The 18,090-nt window shown below is 57.9% G+C and carries 16 protein-coding genes; 9 read left to right on the top strand and 7 right to left on the bottom strand.

The window, feature by feature from the left end:
- Positions 1-160 precede the first annotated feature (160 nt).
- A complete protein-coding gene (hyi, locus tag ACYZT8_RS08285; RefSeq protein ID WP_008026777.1) occupies positions 161-943 on the bottom strand; it encodes a hydroxypyruvate isomerase in 783 nt (260 codons plus the stop codon).
- A 144-nt stretch (positions 944-1,087) separates the two neighbouring features.
- The gene (gcl, locus tag ACYZT8_RS08290; protein WP_461980297.1) at positions 1,088-2,863 is read right to left on the bottom strand and encodes a glyoxylate carboligase; all 1,776 of its coding nucleotides are present in this window, start codon (positions 2,861-2,863) and stop codon (positions 1,088-1,090) included.
- Between the two features lie 279 nt (positions 2,864-3,142).
- On the opposite strand from gcl, the gene ACYZT8_RS08295 reads away from it, so the two are divergent.
- Positions 3,143-3,583 (top strand): GlcG/HbpS family heme-binding protein, encoded by a 441-nt coding sequence (locus ACYZT8_RS08295; RefSeq protein ID WP_131061571.1) that lies wholly within the window; start codon positions 3,143-3,145, stop codon positions 3,581-3,583.
- Between the two features lie 214 nt (positions 3,584-3,797).
- The gene (locus ACYZT8_RS08300) at positions 3,798-4,256 is read left to right on the top strand and encodes an REP-associated tyrosine transposase (RefSeq protein WP_461980298.1); all 459 of its coding nucleotides are present in this window, start codon (positions 3,798-3,800) and stop codon (positions 4,254-4,256) included.
- Positions 4,257-4,365: 109 nt separating this feature from the next.
- On the opposite strand, the gene ACYZT8_RS08305 is transcribed toward ACYZT8_RS08300, so the two are convergent.
- A complete protein-coding gene (locus ACYZT8_RS08305; protein WP_414906045.1) occupies positions 4,366-4,974 on the bottom strand; it encodes a TetR/AcrR family transcriptional regulator in 609 nt (202 codons plus the stop codon).
- A 134-nt stretch (positions 4,975-5,108) separates the two neighbouring features.
- On the opposite strand from ACYZT8_RS08305, the gene ACYZT8_RS08310 reads away from it, so the two are divergent.
- Both ACYZT8_RS08310 and ACYZT8_RS08315 read left to right on the top strand, forming a co-directional pair.
- Entirely contained in the window at positions 5,109-6,023 is a 915-nt protein-coding gene (locus ACYZT8_RS08310) for a DUF808 domain-containing protein (protein WP_461980299.1), read from the top strand.
- A 304-nt stretch (positions 6,024-6,327) separates the two neighbouring features.
- Positions 6,328-7,263 carry an IS110 family transposase gene (locus ACYZT8_RS08315; RefSeq protein WP_461980300.1) on the top strand — a complete coding sequence of 312 codons (936 nt, stop codon included), beginning with the start codon at positions 6,328-6,330 and terminating at the stop codon, positions 7,261-7,263.
- Positions 7,264-7,380: 117 nt separating this feature from the next.
- Here ACYZT8_RS08315 and ACYZT8_RS08320 read toward each other — a convergent pair whose 3' ends face one another.
- Both ACYZT8_RS08320 and ACYZT8_RS08325 read right to left on the bottom strand, forming a co-directional pair.
- On the bottom strand, positions 7,381-8,169 hold the full coding sequence (locus tag ACYZT8_RS08320; RefSeq protein WP_461980301.1) for an MlaA family lipoprotein: 789 nt from the start codon (positions 8,167-8,169) through the stop codon (positions 7,381-7,383).
- Positions 8,162-9,460 (bottom strand): serine/threonine protein kinase, encoded by a 1,299-nt coding sequence (locus ACYZT8_RS08325; protein ID WP_461957842.1) that lies wholly within the window; start codon positions 9,458-9,460, stop codon positions 8,162-8,164. The genes ACYZT8_RS08320 and ACYZT8_RS08325 overlap by 8 nt, the downstream gene beginning before the upstream one ends.
- A 224-nt stretch (positions 9,461-9,684) precedes the next feature.
- On the opposite strand from ACYZT8_RS08325, the gene ACYZT8_RS08330 reads away from it, so the two are divergent.
- On the top strand, positions 9,685-10,053 hold the full coding sequence (locus ACYZT8_RS08330) for a hypothetical protein (RefSeq protein WP_461980302.1): 369 nt from the start codon (positions 9,685-9,687) through the stop codon (positions 10,051-10,053).
- 124 nt (positions 10,054-10,177) lie between these two features.
- Here the strand turns inward: ACYZT8_RS08330 and ACYZT8_RS08335 are convergent, their stop codons facing one another.
- Complete coding sequence (locus tag ACYZT8_RS08335; RefSeq protein ID WP_461980303.1) at positions 10,178-11,773, bottom strand: glycoside hydrolase family 17 protein; 1,596 nt, start codon at positions 11,771-11,773, stop codon at positions 10,178-10,180.
- 300 nt (positions 11,774-12,073) lie between these two features.
- Between ACYZT8_RS08335 and ACYZT8_RS08340 the strand changes: the two genes are divergently transcribed.
- The 4 genes from ACYZT8_RS08340 (at position 12,074) to ACYZT8_RS08355 (ending at position 16,107) form a co-directional block, all read left to right on the top strand.
- The gene (locus ACYZT8_RS08340; protein WP_131061563.1) at positions 12,074-12,925 is read left to right on the top strand and encodes a glycine betaine ABC transporter substrate-binding protein; all 852 of its coding nucleotides are present in this window, start codon (positions 12,074-12,076) and stop codon (positions 12,923-12,925) included.
- 295 nt (positions 12,926-13,220) lie between these two features.
- Positions 13,221-13,532: a DUF485 domain-containing protein gene (locus tag ACYZT8_RS08345; protein ID WP_131061562.1), complete on the top strand. Its 312-nt coding sequence runs from the start codon at positions 13,221-13,223 to the stop codon at positions 13,530-13,532.
- A complete protein-coding gene (locus ACYZT8_RS08350) occupies positions 13,529-15,187 on the top strand; it encodes a cation acetate symporter (RefSeq protein WP_461957846.1) in 1,659 nt (552 codons plus the stop codon). The genes ACYZT8_RS08345 and ACYZT8_RS08350 overlap by 4 nt, the downstream gene beginning before the upstream one ends.
- A 692-nt stretch (positions 15,188-15,879) precedes the next feature.
- Positions 15,880-16,107: a hypothetical protein gene (locus ACYZT8_RS08355; RefSeq protein WP_461980304.1), complete on the top strand. Its 228-nt coding sequence runs from the start codon at positions 15,880-15,882 to the stop codon at positions 16,105-16,107.
- Positions 16,108-16,453: 346 nt separating this feature from the next.
- On the opposite strand, the gene gltA is transcribed toward ACYZT8_RS08355, so the two are convergent.
- Positions 16,454-17,743 carry a citrate synthase gene (gene gltA, locus ACYZT8_RS08360; protein WP_010456856.1) on the bottom strand — a complete coding sequence of 430 codons (1,290 nt, stop codon included), beginning with the start codon at positions 17,741-17,743 and terminating at the stop codon, positions 16,454-16,456.
- Positions 17,744-18,090: the final 347 nt, after the last annotated feature.

The raw sequence follows: 18,090 nt of genomic DNA on the forward strand, positions 1-18,090 counted from the left end.
TTTGACGCATGTTCCGATGCGGCAATGCAGTCTTGGGGACGCAGCAGATTCATGTGGGAGCTGGCTTGCCTGCGATGGAGGTAGGTCAGGCAACATCTTTGTCTGGTGTGCTACCGCCATCGCGGGCAAGCCCGCTCCCACAGGGTTTTGTGTTGTTCGTTCAGATCGCGTTATGGGTCTTGAGCCAGCCCAGACCCGCTTCCGTGGTGGTCAGCGGCTTGTATTCGCAACCGACCCAACCCTGATAACCAATGCGGTCGAGGTGTTCGAACAGGAAGCGGTAGTTGATTTCACCGGTGCCCGGTTCGTTGCGTCCTGGGTTGTCCGCCAACTGCACATGGTTGATCTCGCCCAAGTGCGATTGCAGGGTGCGGGCCAGGTCGCCCTCCATGATTTGCATGTGGTAAATGTCGTATTGCAGGAACAGGTTGGCGCTGCCGACCTGTTCGCGAATCGACAGGGCTTGCGCCGTGTTGTTCAGGTAGAAACCCGGGATGTCGCGGGTGTTGATCGCTTCCATCACCAGTTTGATGCCCGCCGCTTGCAGCTTGTCGGCGGCGTACTTGAGGTTGGCGACGAAGGTTTTTTCCACGGTGGCATCGTCGACGCCTTGTGGACGAATACCGGCCAGGCAGTTGACTTGGGTGTTGCCCAGCACTTGTGCGTAAGCGATCGCCAGATCGACACCGGCGCGGAACTCTTCAACCCGGTCCGGCAGGCACGCGATACCGCGTTCGCCCTTGGCCCAGTCACCGGCCGGCAGGTTGAACAGCACCTGGGTCAGGCCGTTGGCGTCGAGCTTGGCCTTGATCTCGGCGGAGCTGAAATCGTAGGGGAACAGGTACTCGACACCACTGAAACCGGCCTTGGCGGCCGCTTCGAAACGGGCAAGAAAATCCTGCTCAGTGAACAGCATGGACAGGTTGGCTGCGAAACGCGGCATGGTGGTCTCCTGTTAATGTTTGTTGGGATCGTTCCCACGCTCTGCGTGGGAATGCCTCAATGGACGCTCTGCGTCCGCTTTGGGACGCGGAGCGTCCCGGGCTGCATTCCCACGCAGAGCGTGGGAACGATCATCAATCAGCTGTTAGTCCAGCAACGAAATCGCGGTTGGCGCATCGTTGCCGACCAGCGCCAGGTCTTCGAATTCGTTGACGGCGTTGATCTCGGTGCCCATGGAAATGTTGGTCACACGCTCCAGAATAATCTCGACGATCACCGGCACCTTGAACTCTTCGATCAGCTCCTGAGCCTTGCGCAATGCAGGCTGGATCTGACCCGGTTCGAACACACGCAGCGCCTTGCAGCCGAGGCCTTCGGCAACCGCGACGTGGTCGACACCGTAACCGTTGAGTTCCGGAGCGTTCAGGTTATCGAAGGACAGCTGCACGCAGTAGTCCATGTCGAAACCGCGCTGAGCCTGACGAATCAGCCCCAGGTACGAATTGTTTACCACAACGTGGATGTACGGCAGCTTGAACTGCGCGCCCACCGCCAACTCTTCGATCATGAACTGGAAATCATAGTCGCCGGACAACGCCACGACCTTGCGGGTCGGATCGGCCTTGACCACGCCCAGCGCTGCCGGAATGGTCCAGCCCAACGGGCCGGCCTGACCGCAGTTGATCCAGTGACGCGGCTTGTAGACGTGCAGGAACTGCGCGCCGGCAATCTGCGACAGACCGATGGTGCTGACGTAGCACGTGTCCTTGCCGAACACCTGGTTCATCTCTTCGTAAACGCGTTGCGGCTTGACCGGCACGTTGTCGAAGTGAGTCTTGCGTTGCAGGCTGGCTTTGCGCTGCTGGCAGTCTTGCAGCCAGGCACTGCGGTTTTTCAGCTTGCCGGCGGCTTGCCATTCGCGAGCGACTTCGATGAACACGGTCAGCGCGGCAGCGGCGTCGGAAACGATGCCCAGGTCCGGGTTGAACACGCGGCCGATTTGCGTCGGTTCGATGTCGACGTGAATGAACTTGCGGCCCTCGGTGTACACGTCGATCGAACCGGTATGACGGTTGGCCCAACGGTTACCGACGCCCAATACCACGTCTGATTTCAGCAGGGTCGCGTTGCCGTAGCGGTGCGACGTCTGCAAGCCCACCATGCCGACCATCAATGGGTGATCGTCCGGAATCGTGCCCCAGCCCATCAGGGTCGGGATGACCGGAATACCGGTCAGCTCGGCGAACTCCACCAGCAAATCGCTGGCGTCGGCATTGATGATGCCGCCACCGGCAACCAGCAGTGGGCGCTCTGCCTGATCGAGCATGGCGAGGGCCTTCTCGATTTGCACGCGGTTAGCGGTCGGCTTGGCGAGCGGCAGTGGCTGGTAGGCGTCGATGTCGAATTCGATTTCGGCCATCTGCACGTCGAACGGCAGGTCGATCAGCACCGGGCCTGGGCGGCCGGAGCGCATTTCGTAGAAGGCTTTCTGGAACGCATACGGCACTTGGCCAGGCTCCATGACGGTGGTTGCCCACTTGGTCACTGGCTTGACGATGGTGGTGATGTCGACGGCCTGGAAGTCTTCCTTGTGCATACGGGCGCGGGGGGCTTGCCCGGTGATGCACAGAATCGGGATCGAGTCGGCCGAGGCGCTGTAGAGCCCGGTGACCATGTCGGTGCCGGCCGGGCCGGAGGTGCCGATGCACACGCCGATGTTGCCGGCCTTGGTGCGGGTGTAGCCCTCGGCCATGTGCGAGGCACCTTCAACGTGGCGCGCGAGGACGTGATCGATGCCACCGACCTTCTGCAAGGCGGAGTACAGCGGGTTGATCGCGGCGCCCGGGATGCCAAAAGCGGTATCAACCCCTTCACGGCGCATCACCAGAACGGCGGCTTCGATTGCTCTCATTTTGCTCATTGTTTTGTGCCTCTTACGTTTTGTAATTGTATACAAGTGGCTTTGCGCAGAGTGTATTCACGGCGGACGGCGCAGGTCAATCCATTTTCTCAAGCGACTGTTTCATTCGTCGGAAGCCCGTGCTGCTGTGGCTTTTCGTCGCATGCGGCGCTTTTCGAGAATTATTGTATACAAAAAAATAACTCATTGTGTTCTATTTGTTGCATCGGACTGCGACGCAAGCGTGAGACCTTCCGCGCAGCCCAACAGCTTTCCCTATAACAAAATGAGGACGGCACCATGAGCGCTTTAACCTTGAAAGTTGCAGTCAACCTGATCAATCAGGCCATCACCGCAGGGCGTGCTATCTCGGCGGCTCCACTGACCATCGCGGTCCTGGATGCCGGCGGACACTTGATTACCCTGCAACGCGAAGACGGCGCCAGCCTGCTGCGCCCGCAGGTCGCCATCGGCAAAGCCTGGGGCGCCATCGCCCTGGGCAAAGGCTCACGCCTGCTGGCGCTGGACGCCCAACAACGCCCGGCCTTCTTCGCCGCACTAAACAGCCTGGGGCAGGGCAGCGTCGTGCCAGCACCGGGCGGTGTGTTGATTCGGGATCAGGACGGGAACGTGCTGGGGGCAGTGGGGATCAGCGGGGATCTGTCGGATGTTGACGAGCAATGTGCGATCAGTGCGATTGAGGCGGTGGGGTTGCGGGCGGATGCGGGGGTGACGGCTTGATTTTGTATTGATTGATCTATCGCCATCGCCAGCAGGCTGGCTCCCACAGGGGATGTTTGTCGAGCGCGAATTTTGTGTTCACAGAGATCCAGTGTGGGAGCTAGCCTGCTAGCGATGACGGACTACCAGACACATCCAGCTAAATGTCTGCCCCGCCCTTGGGTGATATCAGGTCTAGCCTTCCAGATGAATTAATCATGCAAGGGGCAAAGGAATGCCTGATCTACCCGCTTCAAATCGCTTGCGCATCGGCCGTTATGCCGAATCCAGTCGGATTTACCTTCTGACTACCAATACACATGACCGAAAGCCAATATTCAAAGACTTCACCTTGGGTAGAGTGGTGGTTAATCAATTTCGCTGCGCTCAGGATCAAGGCATCGCGAATTCACTGGCCTGGGTTGTCATGCCCGATCATTTCCATTGGTTGGTCGAGTTACAGCAGGGATCGTTGGGTGACCTGATGCAAAAGACCAAATCACTGAGCACTAAAGCGGTGAATCAGTTCATTGGCCGCAAGGATAATCTTTGGCAGAAAGGCTTTCATGACCGTGCACTGCGGCGGGAAGAGGATTTGGTGAAATTGGCGCGGTATGTCGTGGCCAACCCGTTGCGGGCTGGGTTGGTGGAAAAGCTTGGCGACTATTCGCTGTGGGACGCTGTTTGGGTTTGAGCTGAAATCGAGTTGCCTTCATCGCTAGCAGGCTAGCTCCCACAGGGGATTGGTGAACGCCACAGATCCAATGTGGGAGCTAGCCTGCTAGCGATGAATTCACCGGGGTCTACCTATCCGGCTCACACCCCTTCAGCACCAACCGAATAATCGTCTGCGCCGCCGCTTCATAGTCCTCTTCATCCAGCTTGGCCTTGCCCGTGATGGCGGTGATCTGCCAGTCAAAGTCGGCGTACGTCTGCGTCGCGGCCCAGATGCTGAACATCAGGTGGTTGGGGTCGATCGGGGCGATCTGGCCGCGGTCGATCCAGGTCTGGATGCAGTCGATGTTGTGCTTGGCCTGGCCGTTGAGCTGTTCGACCAGGTCGGCGCTCAGGTGCGGGGCGCCGTGCATGATTTCGCTGGCGAACACTTTGGAGGCGAAGGGCAAGTCGCGGGAGATGCGGATTTTCGAGCGGATGTAGCCGCTCAGCACTTCACTGGGCACACCGTCGGCGTTGAACGGCGTCGAGGCCTGCAATATGGGCTCGATGATGCTTTCCAGGACCTCGCGGTAGAGGTTTTCCTTGGATTTGAAGTAGTAGTAGACGTTGGGCTTGGGCAGTCCCGCCTTGGCTGCGATGTCACTGGTTTTGGTCGCAGCGAAGCCCTTGTCCGCAAATTCTTCACTGGCGGCACGCAGGATCAGTTCTTTGTTGCGCTCGCGGATAGTGCTCATAAACCAGGGGGTTCCTTGCCTGTTCTGGCGGTTGCGCATGGTAGCACCGGGCTCGCGCGGCGCTCAAGAATGCCCCGTGCGGCGCTCGGCCGCGCTATGCTGCGCGGCATTCATTCAAGAAGGAAACCTGATTCATGGCAGGAAGCAGTTTGCTGGTGCTGATCGACGACATCGCGGCCGTTCTCGACGATGTGGCGTTGATGACCAAAATGGCCGCCAAGAAGACCGCCGGCGTGCTCGGTGACGATCTGGCGCTCAATGCCCAGCAGGTCAGCGGTGTGCGTGCCGAGCGGGAAATACCGGTCGTTTGGGCCGTAGCCAAGGGGTCGTTTCTAAACAAACTGATCCTGGTGCCGTCGGCGCTGGCAATCAGCGTGTTCATCCCGTGGCTGGTCACGCCGTTGTTGATGGTCGGTGGCGCCTACCTGTGTTTCGAAGGTTTCGAGAAACTCGCCCACAAATTCCTGCACAGCAAGGCTGAAGATCAGGCCGAACATGCAGAGCTGGTGGAGGCCGTGGCCGATCCGGCGGTCGATCTGGTGGCGTTCGAGAAAGACAAGATCAAGGGCGCTATCCGCACTGACTTCATTCTGTCGGCGGAAATCATCGCCATCACCCTTGGCACCGTGGCGGATGCGTCGTTGACCCAGCAGGTCATCGTGCTGTCGGGCATCGCCATTGTCATGACCATCGGCGTCTATGGCCTGGTCGCGGGCATCGTCAAACTCGATGATCTCGGCCTGTGGCTGACCCAGAAGCCCGGGCAGATGGCCAAAAGCATCGGCGGCGGGATTTTGCGTGCCGCGCCTTACATGATGAAAAGTCTGTCGGTGATTGGTACGGCGGCAATGTTCCTGGTGGGTGGCGGGATTCTGACCCATGGCGTGCCGGTGGTTCATCACTGGATTGAAAGCGTCAGCGCAGGGGCGGGCGGTGCCGGGTTTATCGTGCCGACGTTGCTGAATGCGGTGGCGGGGATTGTGGCGGGTGCGGTGGTGTTGGCGGGTGTGATGTTGGTCAGCAAAATCTATAAGGCGCTGAAAGGCTGAAGCCGGACTCTGTCCAAAAATGTGGGAGCGAGCCTGCTCGCGATAGCGGTATGTCAGTCAGCATAGATGTTAACTGCGCTGGCCTCATCGCGAGCAGGCTCGCTTGTATGTTTAGACTTGAAGGGGTGGGCGGGACTACAGACTCGATTCTGACTCTGACCAGTACAGACCGTGGGAGACTTCTCGTCCCGCCCCTTCTACCCAAAGCGCCGATAAGGAATTCATCGGTAAACCGACGATAGAGACAAGCCAGCGCAACGGTAGACCCCAACAAGCACTTAAACCCTAGCTCCGAGGATTTGTCATGACAATCCTTACTTCGCAGACGGTTGTTGGTATCGATATCGCCAAGGCCCAAATTGCTGTCTATCGCACCGACCTGCAAATCATTCAAGACATTAAGAACGATCGAACCACCCTTAAACGTTGGCTTAAAACCCTGCCCGCCCAAAGCGCTATTGCCGTTGAAGCCACCAACATTTACCACCTGGACACGGTTGAGTTGGCTCATGAAATGGGTCATCAGGTCTACGTGGTGGATGCTTATCGGGTAAGTCATTACCGCCGTGGCGTCGGCCAACGAGCCAAGAATGATCCCTGCGATGCGCGTTTGCTGGCGCGTTACTTGGAGAGTGAACAAAACAAACTGCGGGTCTGGAGCCCGCCACCCAAGGCCTACAGCTCACTGAAAAGCCTTCTCCATAGACGTGCAACGCTGATCCAGAACCATGCTGGGCTGATGTTGAGTTGGGCCCATGAACCCTTGTTGAAGAAAGTGCAGGCCGCTCAGCAGAAGGCGTTCAAGCAAGCGGATCAGGCTATTCAGAAACTGCTGCGCAAGGTCAGCAAAGAGGCAGGGATTGAAGAGAATATTGATCGCTGCAAAGCCATAGAAGGTGTTGGGGAATTGACCGCAACGGGGTTGGCGACGACTTTTATGCGGGGTGATTTTGCGAACAGCGATGCGTTCATCGCATTCCTGGGAATGGACTTGGCAGTCGACGACTCCGGCAAGAAGAATGGGCGGCGGTACCTGACCAAAAAAGGAGATCCGGAGGTTCGTCGTTTGGCTTACAACGCCGCAATGGCGGCGTGTCGCTCGTCTAAATGGAAGCCGTTTTACGAGGCATACCTGGCTAGAGGCTTCTCGAAAACCCAGGCCTTGGTCGCCTTGGCCCGAAAGCTCTGTCGAGTGGCATTTGCCCTGATGAAAAATCAGAGCGAATACCTGTCAGCCTGAGAATTCAGGGTTGTCGGGCAACATAGAATCTCCCACAGGTGATTTTTGGTGTTTGATAGACCTCATAAAAAAGGCCATTCGATCTGCATCGAATGGCCTTTTTTGTTGCCGCCGAATTTACTCGGCAATCTGCAACTTGCGTGACTCGGTGTACACGTAACGCACTTTCTCGTACTCGAACGGCGAGTTCAGCTGGCCGTAGCGGAAGCTGTTCTGGTAGCGCTTGTCGACGCCGCGCAGGGCCCAGACTTCAGGATGGTTGGAGCTGACTTCGGAGACGTTCAGGAAGTTGATCGCCGATTCGGCGCTGAAGTCCACCACCAGGCCGCCTGTGTCGCGGATGTTCGAAGGGCCGAGGATCGGCAACACGAAGTAAGCGCCACCCGGTACGCCGTAGAAGCCCAGGGTCTGACCGAAGTCTTCGGCTTGACGCGGCAGGCCCATGGCGGTGGCCGGGTCCCACAGGCCGGCGATGCCGATGGTGGTGTTGAGCAGCAGGCGCGCGGTGGTTTCCATCGAGCGCTTGCCTTTGAATTGCAGCAGGCTGTTCATCAGGTTCGGCACATCGCCGATGTTATTGAAGAAGTTGCTGACGCCGGTGCGCAGGAAACTCGGGGTGATGTAGCGATAACCGTCGACCACCGGCAGGAACACCCATTGGTCGAAGCGATAGTTGAAGTGATAAACCCGGCGGTTCCACTCTTCCAGCGGGTCGTAGACGTTCAGCGCATTGAGCGTGGAGCGTTCGAACTCGCGCTGATCCAGCCCCGGGTTGAACTTGAGCTTGCTCAGTGGCTCTTTGAAGCCGTCACTGTCGATAACAACCGGTGCGTTGGCTTTGCTGTTGTCGGCATTGGCGACGCCTGCACAGAGTAACGCTGCGATTAGCAGGAGGTATTTAGCCACGGAAGAACTCCAGCATGGCGTCGCTGTTGACGCGGTAATTAAGGTTGCCGCAATGGCCGCCCAGTGGATAAACGGTCAAACGATCGCCGAAGGTCTTGCGCAGGAAGCCGAGGTCGCCAGGGCCGAGGATCACGTCGTCGGCGTTGTGCATGACAGCGATTTTCGGGCTGTCATGCAGGTAATCCTTCAAGGCGTACAGGCTGGCCTGATCGATCAGTTGCAGCAGGCTCCCGCCATCGGTTCGTGCACGCCACATCGGGATCACTTGTTCGGTGATGTAGCAGTCGAAGTCGCACTGCAGCGCACGCTTGAGGTACGGCGTGAGGCTGGTGCCTTCGGTGATCGGGGTTTTCGGCGGGGTGATCAGGCCACGACGGTTGATCAAGTCCGAGGTGAAGGCAATGTCGGCCGCCGAGAAGCGGAACGAGGTGCCGATCAGCATGGCCATCTGTTCGTTGGTCAGGTGCTGCTTGGACTGCTGGAAGTCGTAGAGCAGAGCATCGTTGAGGTCGATGTAGCCTTTTTGCTGGAAGTAGCGGGTCAGTTTGTTCAGCACCAGTTCATAGAAGGTGGTGCTGTTGTTGATGCCCTTGACCTCGGTCTGGACCAGCTTGTCCAGGTTGGTGATCGAGGTGTAGAGGTTGACCGGCGGGTTGAGCAGCAAGACTTTCTTGAAGTTGAAGCTGCGGCGGGTTTCGTCCAGGTGCGCGACGAATGCTGCGTCCAGCGCACCGAGGCTGTAACCGGTCAGGTAGTAATCGGTGACAGCGACGTTCGGGTTTTGCGCCCGCACGGCCTGCATCACCCGGTACATGTCTTCGGCGTCTTCCTTGGTAATGCCCGGTGTGGCAAAGCGTGACGCCGCGCTCATGAAGTCGAAGCTGGTGGGTGACGACAGTTGCACCACATGGTAGCCGGCCTTGTAGTAGAGCTTTTTCAGGTACTCGTTGTGGCTGCTGTCATAACGCGCGCCGGTGCCGGCGATCAGGAAGATCAGCGGGGCTGCCTTGTCCTGCGTGGCGATGCGGTAAGTCAGTTTTTTTACCGGCCAGAAGTTGTCCGGCAGTTCGAATGCACGCTCCGGGCGCAGAGTCACGCTGCGTGTCTGCTGATCGATGTCGTCGTCCAGCGGCAACTCCGGACGCAGGTCCGGCGGAGTCGTGGCGATGGTCGCCTCGAACGGGTTGGTCAAGGGGTAGCCATAACTGGCAGCGTCGATATCGACCGCCAGTGCGGACGCACTCAAGATAAGGCCGCCAAACAGGGCGGCGAAGCGCAAGGAACGGAGCATGACTAGATCCCTTAGAGGAAGGTGCCGAATGAAGTTCGCAGGCTATGACCACGGGGTTTGCGCCAAAGTGCCATGCTGCGGCACCAATCAGGGCGAATTTCGGATCAATAGTAGCTGGACGATACACTTTGCAGCTATTTCGTGACCAGTTATCTGTTAAGCGCGTTTGCTTAGCGCTGTCGGGGGATTAAGCTGGCCGCCGTTTTCGTTTATTGGAGTGCTACATGTCCCGCCGTCTGCCTGTGATTCTGCTGCTAGTTCTGCTGCCGTTATGGCTGGCCGCCAGTTATGGCGCGCGTTATGGCTTTATGGAGGATGCGCAGTGGGTTGGCCTCTGCGTGGACGAGGCGAGCCGCTGGGAATGCCAGATTCGTTCGAACCTGGGTTTGATGATTCACTTCAAGGTGTTGGGCTTCGCCGCATTGGCCGCCGCGATCATCGGTTTTGTGGTGCCGGGCCGGGCCGGATGGTGGCTGGCGGTGCTGGCGCTGGTGTTCGGGTTTCCGGCGCTGGCGTTGTACAACACTACTTTGGCTGTTTTTGCGGTGGTGATTGCGGGGTTGCGTCTAGTCAGGGCGTCTCGTAGCGCCTGAGAGTCAGTCTTCGCGGGCAAGCCACGCTCCCACAGGATCTTTGTCGTACACAAAATCTGTATTCGCTGAAGAACCCTGTGGGAGCGTGGCTTGCCCGCGATGAGGCCGGTAGCCGCGCTGAAGATCAGCCCTTGCGAACCCGCAAACTGCGCCACAACGCCGCCACCATCAACACACTCACCACCGCCCAACCCCAAGCCTGCTGGTTCTGCAATCCTTCCTGATACAGCTGCGGTGCAATGCCGGCGCCGATGACAAAGGTCAGCAGGGCGATTTCACGGCGCGGGACGCTCACCGGGCGGCACAGGTAAACCAGCGCCGGCAGGATGAACGCGACACTCGGGAAGCTGCGATAGCGCGGATCGAACACCAGCTCCAGCATCATCACCGCCGCCGCAAAACCTGCCACAGCGACCAGCCAGCCCGCTCGACGTTCCAGTGCATTGAACGCCCGTTCACGCCAGCCAGTGCGGGCGCTCAGCGTCAGCGCGGCGTGTGCCAGCACCAGCAGATTCAACCCTGTCAGCAACGCTACCCACAACCATTCACTGGTAAACCGCGTGGTGACACGCGCCAGATCGCCCCAGGCGCCAATCGAGCAAGCCGCCAGCGCGCCGAGCAGCGGCAGCACCAATGCCGCGCGCGTGGTGCGTACACGCCCGCCAAGGAACAGCGTGCCCAGGAAGATCAAGCCGCCAACGGCCAGCCACTGCGACCAGTACGGCACGTTCGACACGGGACCGGCCAGCACGCCCTTGTCCTGACGATCAGCATCGAACAGCCCCCAGTAACCGCCGACCGCACCTTCGCTGGCACGTTTCCATGGCTGGTCGAAGGCTTCGATGAGGTTGTAATGCCAGCCTTGCTGCTCGGCCATGACAACAAAGCCGCGAATGAACTTGGCTTCGTTAACCCGACTCGGCAAGGCGGTTTCGCGTTGACGGCCTTCGCTCGGCCAGCCGGTTTCGCCAATCACCACGTCTTTGGGAGCAAATTTGTTGCCGAACACCTGACGCACTTCCGCCACATGCTGCAACGCGGCGTCGATGTTCGAGGGATCATCTTCCCAGTACGGCAGCAAATGGATGGTCAGGAAATCCACCGCCGGGGCGATTTCCGGGTGCTTGAGCCAAAACTCCCAGACGTCCGCGTAAGTGACCGGTTGCTTGACCTGGCTTTTGACTTTGTTGATCAGCTTCGCCAACTGCGCACCGGTGACTTCCTTGCGCAGCAGGGTTTCGTTGCCGACGATCACCGAGGTCACCACGTCCGCATTCGCGTTGGCCGAGGCGATCAGCAGGTCGACTTCTTTCTCGGTGTCCACCGGGTTGCTGTTGACCCAGGCGCCGATCATCAGCTTCAGACCATGTTTGCGCGCCAGATCGGGCAAGGCCTCGAGGCCGGTCATGGAATAGGTGCGGATGCATTCGAAGCTTTTGGCCAGCAGCGCGAGGTCGGCGTCCATGCGCTCGGGGCGCAACTTGAACGGCACGTCGAACGGCGACTGGTCCTTGTCAAACGGGGTGTAGGAGGCGCATTGCAGCTTGTGCGTCGCGCTGGCTACGTCCGGCAGAATCACCGGTTTGCCGAGCCCGTACCAGAAGCCGCCAAGGGCAAACAGCCCCAGCAGACACGCGAAAAGATAAGCCAGAAAAGGAAAGCGGGATGTCGCGGGCATGGTCAGGCCGTCTGGGAGCAAAGCCGGGCATGTTACCTGCATTTGCCCCGCGCTAGGGCCCTTGCATAATTTTGACATGCAAAGTTTGGGCGGATTGTCAGGCGCATCCGAGGCGGTCGTGATTAATGGCGTTCTGATGTCGTTTCTCGATGCCTTGAGGTCGCTGACAGCACAGGTCCCGGTTGGCGTCAGGTTGATTATCGACGCATCAGTGCTCTCATAGATAAACCACGCTGATGTTCTAACGAGTTTGCGGTGGGCGTGATGGGGGCGCTGTGCACCATAACAATACGTTGACGCGACTCGGCACCCGTCGAGCGCAGCACTTTCGGGGAAGTAACGATGAAGATGCGACGACTTTTAGGCGCCGGTGCCGCTCTGGTGCTTGCGATTGGCTCCACTATGGCCAATGCCGAGAGCAAAACCCTGAGCATCGGTTACGTTGACGGCTGGTCCGACAGCGTCGCGACCACGCATGTGGCCGCCGAAGTGATCAAGCAGAAGCTGGGTTATGACGTGAAACTGCAAGCCGTCGCCACCGGGATCATGTGGCAGGGCGTAGCCACCGGCAAACTCGACGCCATGCTGTCCGCCTGGCTGCCAGTGACCCACGGCGACTACTGGACCAAGAACAAGGATCAAGTCGTCGATTACGGTCCTAACTTCAAGGATGCAAAAATCGGCTTGATCGTGCCGGAGTACGTCAAGGCTAAAACCCTTGATGACCTGAAAACCGATGACAGCTTCAAAAAGCGCATCGTCGGCATCGACGCAGGTTCAGGTGTGATGCTCAAGACCGAGCAGGCAATCAAGGACTACGACCTGACCGGGTATCAACTCAAGGCCAGTTCCGGCGCCGGCATGATTGCCGAGCTGACCCGTGCCGAGAAGAAAAACGAATCCATTGCTGTGACCGGTTGGGTGCCGCACTGGATGTTCGCCAAGTGGAAACTGCGCTTCCTGGACGACCCGAAAGGCGTTTATGGCGCGGCTGAAACCGTGAACAGCATTGGCAGCAAAGAATTGGCAACCAAGGCACCGGAAGTGGCCAAGTTCCTGAAGAACTTCCAATGGGCGTCGAAAGACGAAATCGGCGAAGTCATGTTGGCGATTCAAGATGGCGCCAAGCCTGAAGCTGCCGCCAAGGACTGGGTGGCCAAACACCCGGAACGCGTTGCAGACTGGACCAAATGATTTGAGCTGACGCCTCTGGTCAGCACCTCTAAAGGCCGCTTGGCATAACCGCCAAGCGGCTTTTTTGCTTACCCTGTGGGAGCGAGCTTGCTCGCGATTGCGGTGTATCAGTCGATATTGATGTTGACTGACACGCTGCAATCGCGAGCAAGCTCACTCCCACATTGTTTAGTGGATGCTGGGAAATGGCGATTCTGTCATGTCGTTCTAATACTAAGGTCGTCTGGAACCTGTTCCGCAGCCGCATAGAGTGGATAACGTTCCAACTTTAATCTGTGCTGCGAGGATAAAAACAATGAACGACAGCATTTACCTCTCGATTCAAAACAGCCCGCGCTTCAAGGAGCTGGTTAGTAAGCGAGAAAAGTTCGCCTGGATTCTTTCAGCGATCATGCTTGGGCTTTACTCCGGATTCATCCTTTTGATTGCTTACGGGCCGCATATTCTGGGGGCGAAAATCAGCCCCGAATCTTCGATTACCTGGGGGATACCGATTGGTGTCGGGCTGATTCTTTCGGCCTTTGTCCTGACTGCGATCTACGTACGACGCGCCAATGGCGAATTCGACGACCTGAACAATCTGATTCTCAAGGAGGCTCAGCAATGATCCGGCGTCTATTGGCTTTATTGAGTGTTGCAGCCTTCGCACCGGGTGCCTGGGCGGCTGAAGCCCTGACCGGCGCCGTTCAGAAACAACCGTTGAACGTCGCCGCGATTCTGATGTTCGTGGCGTTCGTCGGCGCGACTTTGTATATCACCTACTGGGCCTCCAAGAAAAACAACTCGGCGGCCGACTACTATGCGGCTGGCGGCAAGATCACCGGTTTCCAGAATGGTCTGGCGATTGCCGGTGACTACATGTCCGCGGCGTCCTTCCTGGGTATTTCCGCCCTGGTGTTCACCTCCGGCTACGACGGCCTGATCTACTCGATCGGCTTCCTGGTGGGCTGGCCGATCATTCTGTTCCTGATCGCCGAGCGCCTGCGTAACCTGGGTAAGTACACCTTTGCCGATGTGGCGTCCTATCGCCTTGGGCAAACCCAGATTCGCTCGCTGTCTGCATGCGGTTCGCTGGTGGTGGTGGCGTTCTACCTGATCGCGCAAATGGTCGGTGCCGGCAAACTGATCCAGTTGCTGTTCGGTCTGGATTATCACGTAGCAGTGATCCTGGTTGGCGTCCTGATGTGCATGTACGTGCTGTTCGGCGGCATGCTGGCGACCACTTGGGTGCAGATCATCAAGGCAGTGCTGTTGCTGTCCGGTGCCTCGTTCATGGCACTGATGGTGATGAAACACGTCAACTTTGACTTCAACACCCTGTTCTCCGAGGCGATCAAGGTTCACGCCAAAGGCGAAGCGATCATGAGCCCGGGCGGTTTGGTGAAAGATCCGGTTTCCGCGTTCTCCCTCGGCCTGGCACTGATGTTTGGTACCGCAGGCCTGCCGCACATCCTGATGCGCTTCTTCACCGTGAGTGACGCGAAGGAAGCTCGCAAGAGCGTGTTGTATGCAACCGGCTTCATTGGCTACTTCTACATCCTGACCTTCATCATCGGCTTCGGCGCGATCCTGCTGGTCAGCACCAATCCGGCCTTTAAAGATGCGGCTGGCGCGCTGTTGGGCGGTAACAACATGGCGGCGGTGCACTTGGCCAACGCGGTGGGTGGCAGTATTTTCCTGGGCTTCATCTCGGCGGTAGCGTTCGCGACCATTCTGGCAGTAGTTGCCGGTTTGACCCTGGCCGGTGCTTCGGCGGTGTCTCACGACCTGTATGCCAGCGTGATCAAGAAAGGCAAGGCCAACGAGAAGGACGAGATCCGTGTCTCGAAAATCACCACCATCGCTTTGGCGGTGCTGGCGATCGGTCTGGGCATTCTGTTCGAAAGCCAGAACATCGCGTTCATGGTAGGCCTGGCGTTCTCCATCGCGGCGAGCTGTAACTTCCCGGTGCTGCTGCTTTCCATGTACTGGAAGAAGCTGACCACTCGCGGTGCGATGATCGGTGGCTGGTTGGGTCTGGTGAGTGCCGTAGGTTTGATGGTACTTGGGCCAACCATTTGGGTGCAGATCCTGCATCACGAGAAGGCTATCTTCCCGTATGAGTACCCAGCGCTGTTCTCGATGGCCATTGCGTTTATCGGGATCTGGTTCTTCTCGATCACTGACAAGTCCGCGGCTGGCGTTAAAGAGCGTGCGTTGTTCTTCCCGCAGTTTGTTCGTTCGCAGACTGGGTTGGGGGCGAGTGGGGCGGTTTCTCACTAAGGCTTCGGGGTTGTCTGTGTAAGTTGCGTTAAACGAAAAATGCCCCGGTCGAGAGATCGGGGCATTTTTTATTGGGCTCGGCGTTGACTCTGTGGGAGCTGGCCTGCCAGCGATGGCGGCCTGATAGCCGACCATGTTCTTGCTTTCCGGGTACATATCCATTCCTGCGGTAACGGTGGCTGGCGGTTTCGCCCTTACGGCGACTCACTTTTTTTACAAGCGCCTAAAAAAAGTAAGCAAAAAAACGCTCGCCCCAAGCGTCCGGCCCCTCGCCTGGGCTCGGTGTACCTTCGCTCCGGTATCCATCCGGGGACACTGCCCTCCGGTTGGCTTCGCTGCACCTACATGCAGCGTGTTCGACTGCGTCGAACGGCGCTGCGCGCCACTCCCCGGATGAACACCTCCACTCAGCCTCCCGAAAGGGGCGGGTGGATCAAGATCAAAAGCTGAAGGCGAGCTAACGCTCGGCCTGATGAGTGGTGAGAAGCAAAAGCTCTGCGCTGCTCTGCTTGCATTTTGTAGGAGCGAGGCTTGCACGCGAAGGCGGCCTGACAGCCGACCAATTTCTTGAAGGTGTACATCAATCCACTGTGGGAGTGAGCCTGCTCGCGATGGCGGTTTGTCAGGCAAAGCAATGTTGATCGAACTGCCGCCATCGCGAGCAGGCTCGCTCCTACAGGTGTGAGGATACTTTGGCTTTGGCTTTGGCTTTGGCTTTGGCTTTGGCTTTGGCTTTGGCTTTGGCTTTGGCTTTGGCTTTGGCTTTGGCTTTGGCTTTGGCTTTGGCTTTGGCTTTGGCTTTGGCTTTGGCTTTGGCTTTGGCTTTGGCTTTGGCTTTGGCTTTTGACGTTGATCTTGATCTTGATCTTGATCTTTCGCCCCTTCGGCAGGCCGAGCGTAGGTGTTCATCAGGGGGTTAGGCGCGAAGCGCCGTGCGGCGAAGCCGCACACATCGAGAGGAGGTCGTCGCGAAGCAGACCGTAGGCGATGCCCCCTGATGGACACCGTAGCGAGGGAACGCGGAGCCTCAGCGAGGCGCCGTACGCCGGGGCGAAGCCTTTTGGTTCCTTTTTGGCGTCTGAAAAAGTGAGTCGCTGTAAGAGCGAAACCATAAGTAGCCATTCCGCAGAAACGGATATGCACCCAACCAAAAACCCAGTCGGCCCTCAGGCCGCTGAGTCTTCTGAGGCCGCACAAACAAAAACGGCCCCTATATAAATAGAGGCCGTTCCCGGTACAACTTAAGACGTTATCGCAAGACAGGTCTTATTTGCGGTCTTCCAGCTTGGTGATATCACGCGACTCGTAGCCGGTGTACAACTGGCGCGGACGGCCAATCTTGTACGGGCTGGAAAGCATTTCTTTCCAGTGGGAGATCCAGCCGACAGTCCGCGCCAAGGCGAAGATCACGGTGAACATGCTGGTTGGAATGCCGATCGCCTTGAGGATGATCCCCGAGTAGAAGTCGACGTTCGGGTACAGCGAGCGTTCGATGAAGTACGGGTCGGTCAAGGCAATCTCTTCCAGGCGCATGGCCAGTTCGAGTTGCTTGTCGTGCTTGATACCCAGTTCCTTCAGTACTTCGTCGCAAGTCTGCTTCATGACGGTAGCGCGTGGGTCGCGGTTTTTGTAAACCCGGTGACCGAAGCCCATCAACTTGAACGGATCGTTCTTGTCCTTGGCCTTGGCGATGTACTTGTCGATGTTCGAAACATCGCCAATTTCATCGAGCATGGTCAGAACCGCTTCGTTCGCGCCGCCGTGGGCAGGGCCCCACAGTGCAGCGATGCCGGCGGCGATACAGGCGAACGGGTTGGCACCCGAAGAGCCGGCCAGGCGTACGGTGGACGTCGATGCGTTCTGCTCGTGGTCGGCATGGAGGATGAAAATCCGGTCCATGGCCTTGGCGAGTACCGGGCTGATCGGTTTGATCTCGCACGGGGTGTTGAACATCATGTGCAGGAAGTTTTCCGCGTACGTCAGGTCGTTGCGCGGGTACATCATGGGTTGGCCCATGGAGTACTTGTAAACCATCGCTGCCAGGGTCGGCATCTTGGCAACCAGGCGGATCGCGGAAATTTCGCGATGCTGCGGGTTATTGATGTCCAGGGAGTCGTGGTAGAAGGCCGAGAGGGCGCCGACTACACCGCACATGACGGCCATCGGGTGGGCGTCGCGACGGAAGCCGTTGAAGAAGGTCTTCAGCTGCTCGTGAACCATGGTGTGGTTCTTTACGGTACTGACGAACTGGGCCTTCTGTTCTGCGGTCGGCAATTCGCCGTTGAGCAGCAGATAGCAGGTTTCCAGGTAGTCCGACTTTTCAGCCAGTTGTTCGATCGGGTAACCGCGGTGCAGCAGAATGCCGTTGTCGCCGTCGATATAGGTGATCTTCGACTCGCAGGAAGCTGTCGACATGAAACCAGGGTCAAAGGTGAAACGGCCCGTGGCCGTCAGGCCCCGAACGTCGATTACATCGGGACCAACGGTGCCGGTTAAAATGGGCAGCTCGACGGGGGCTGCGCCCTCGATGATCAACTGCGCTTTTTTGTCAGCCATGTGGCCTCCTATTTATGCTTGAAATCATCAGACAGACCCCCCACGCAGGGCCCGCACCACTATAGTGAGATAAATTCGAATGTCAATTTGCCTAAAGTCTTGCTCCAGAAGGCTTTAACCGGACTTTTTCCTCGAAATTGACTGCCATTTACGCCTTTTATCCAACTTGTGCAATGAGCTATTAGGGGAAGGTGAACGCGTTGTCATTAGTAGCCTAACTGTCTATACTCGGCCTCCGACCGCCAGGGGCTTTTGGGCCTGCTTTATTGGGGGTCGCACTCCCTGGGTGGTGGGTACCTGACCAGTGCACTCCCCAACAACTTTGCCCTGATTGTTAGGGGCTCTTC

It is taken from the genome of Pseudomonas sp. LB3P93, from assembly GCF_054898025.1.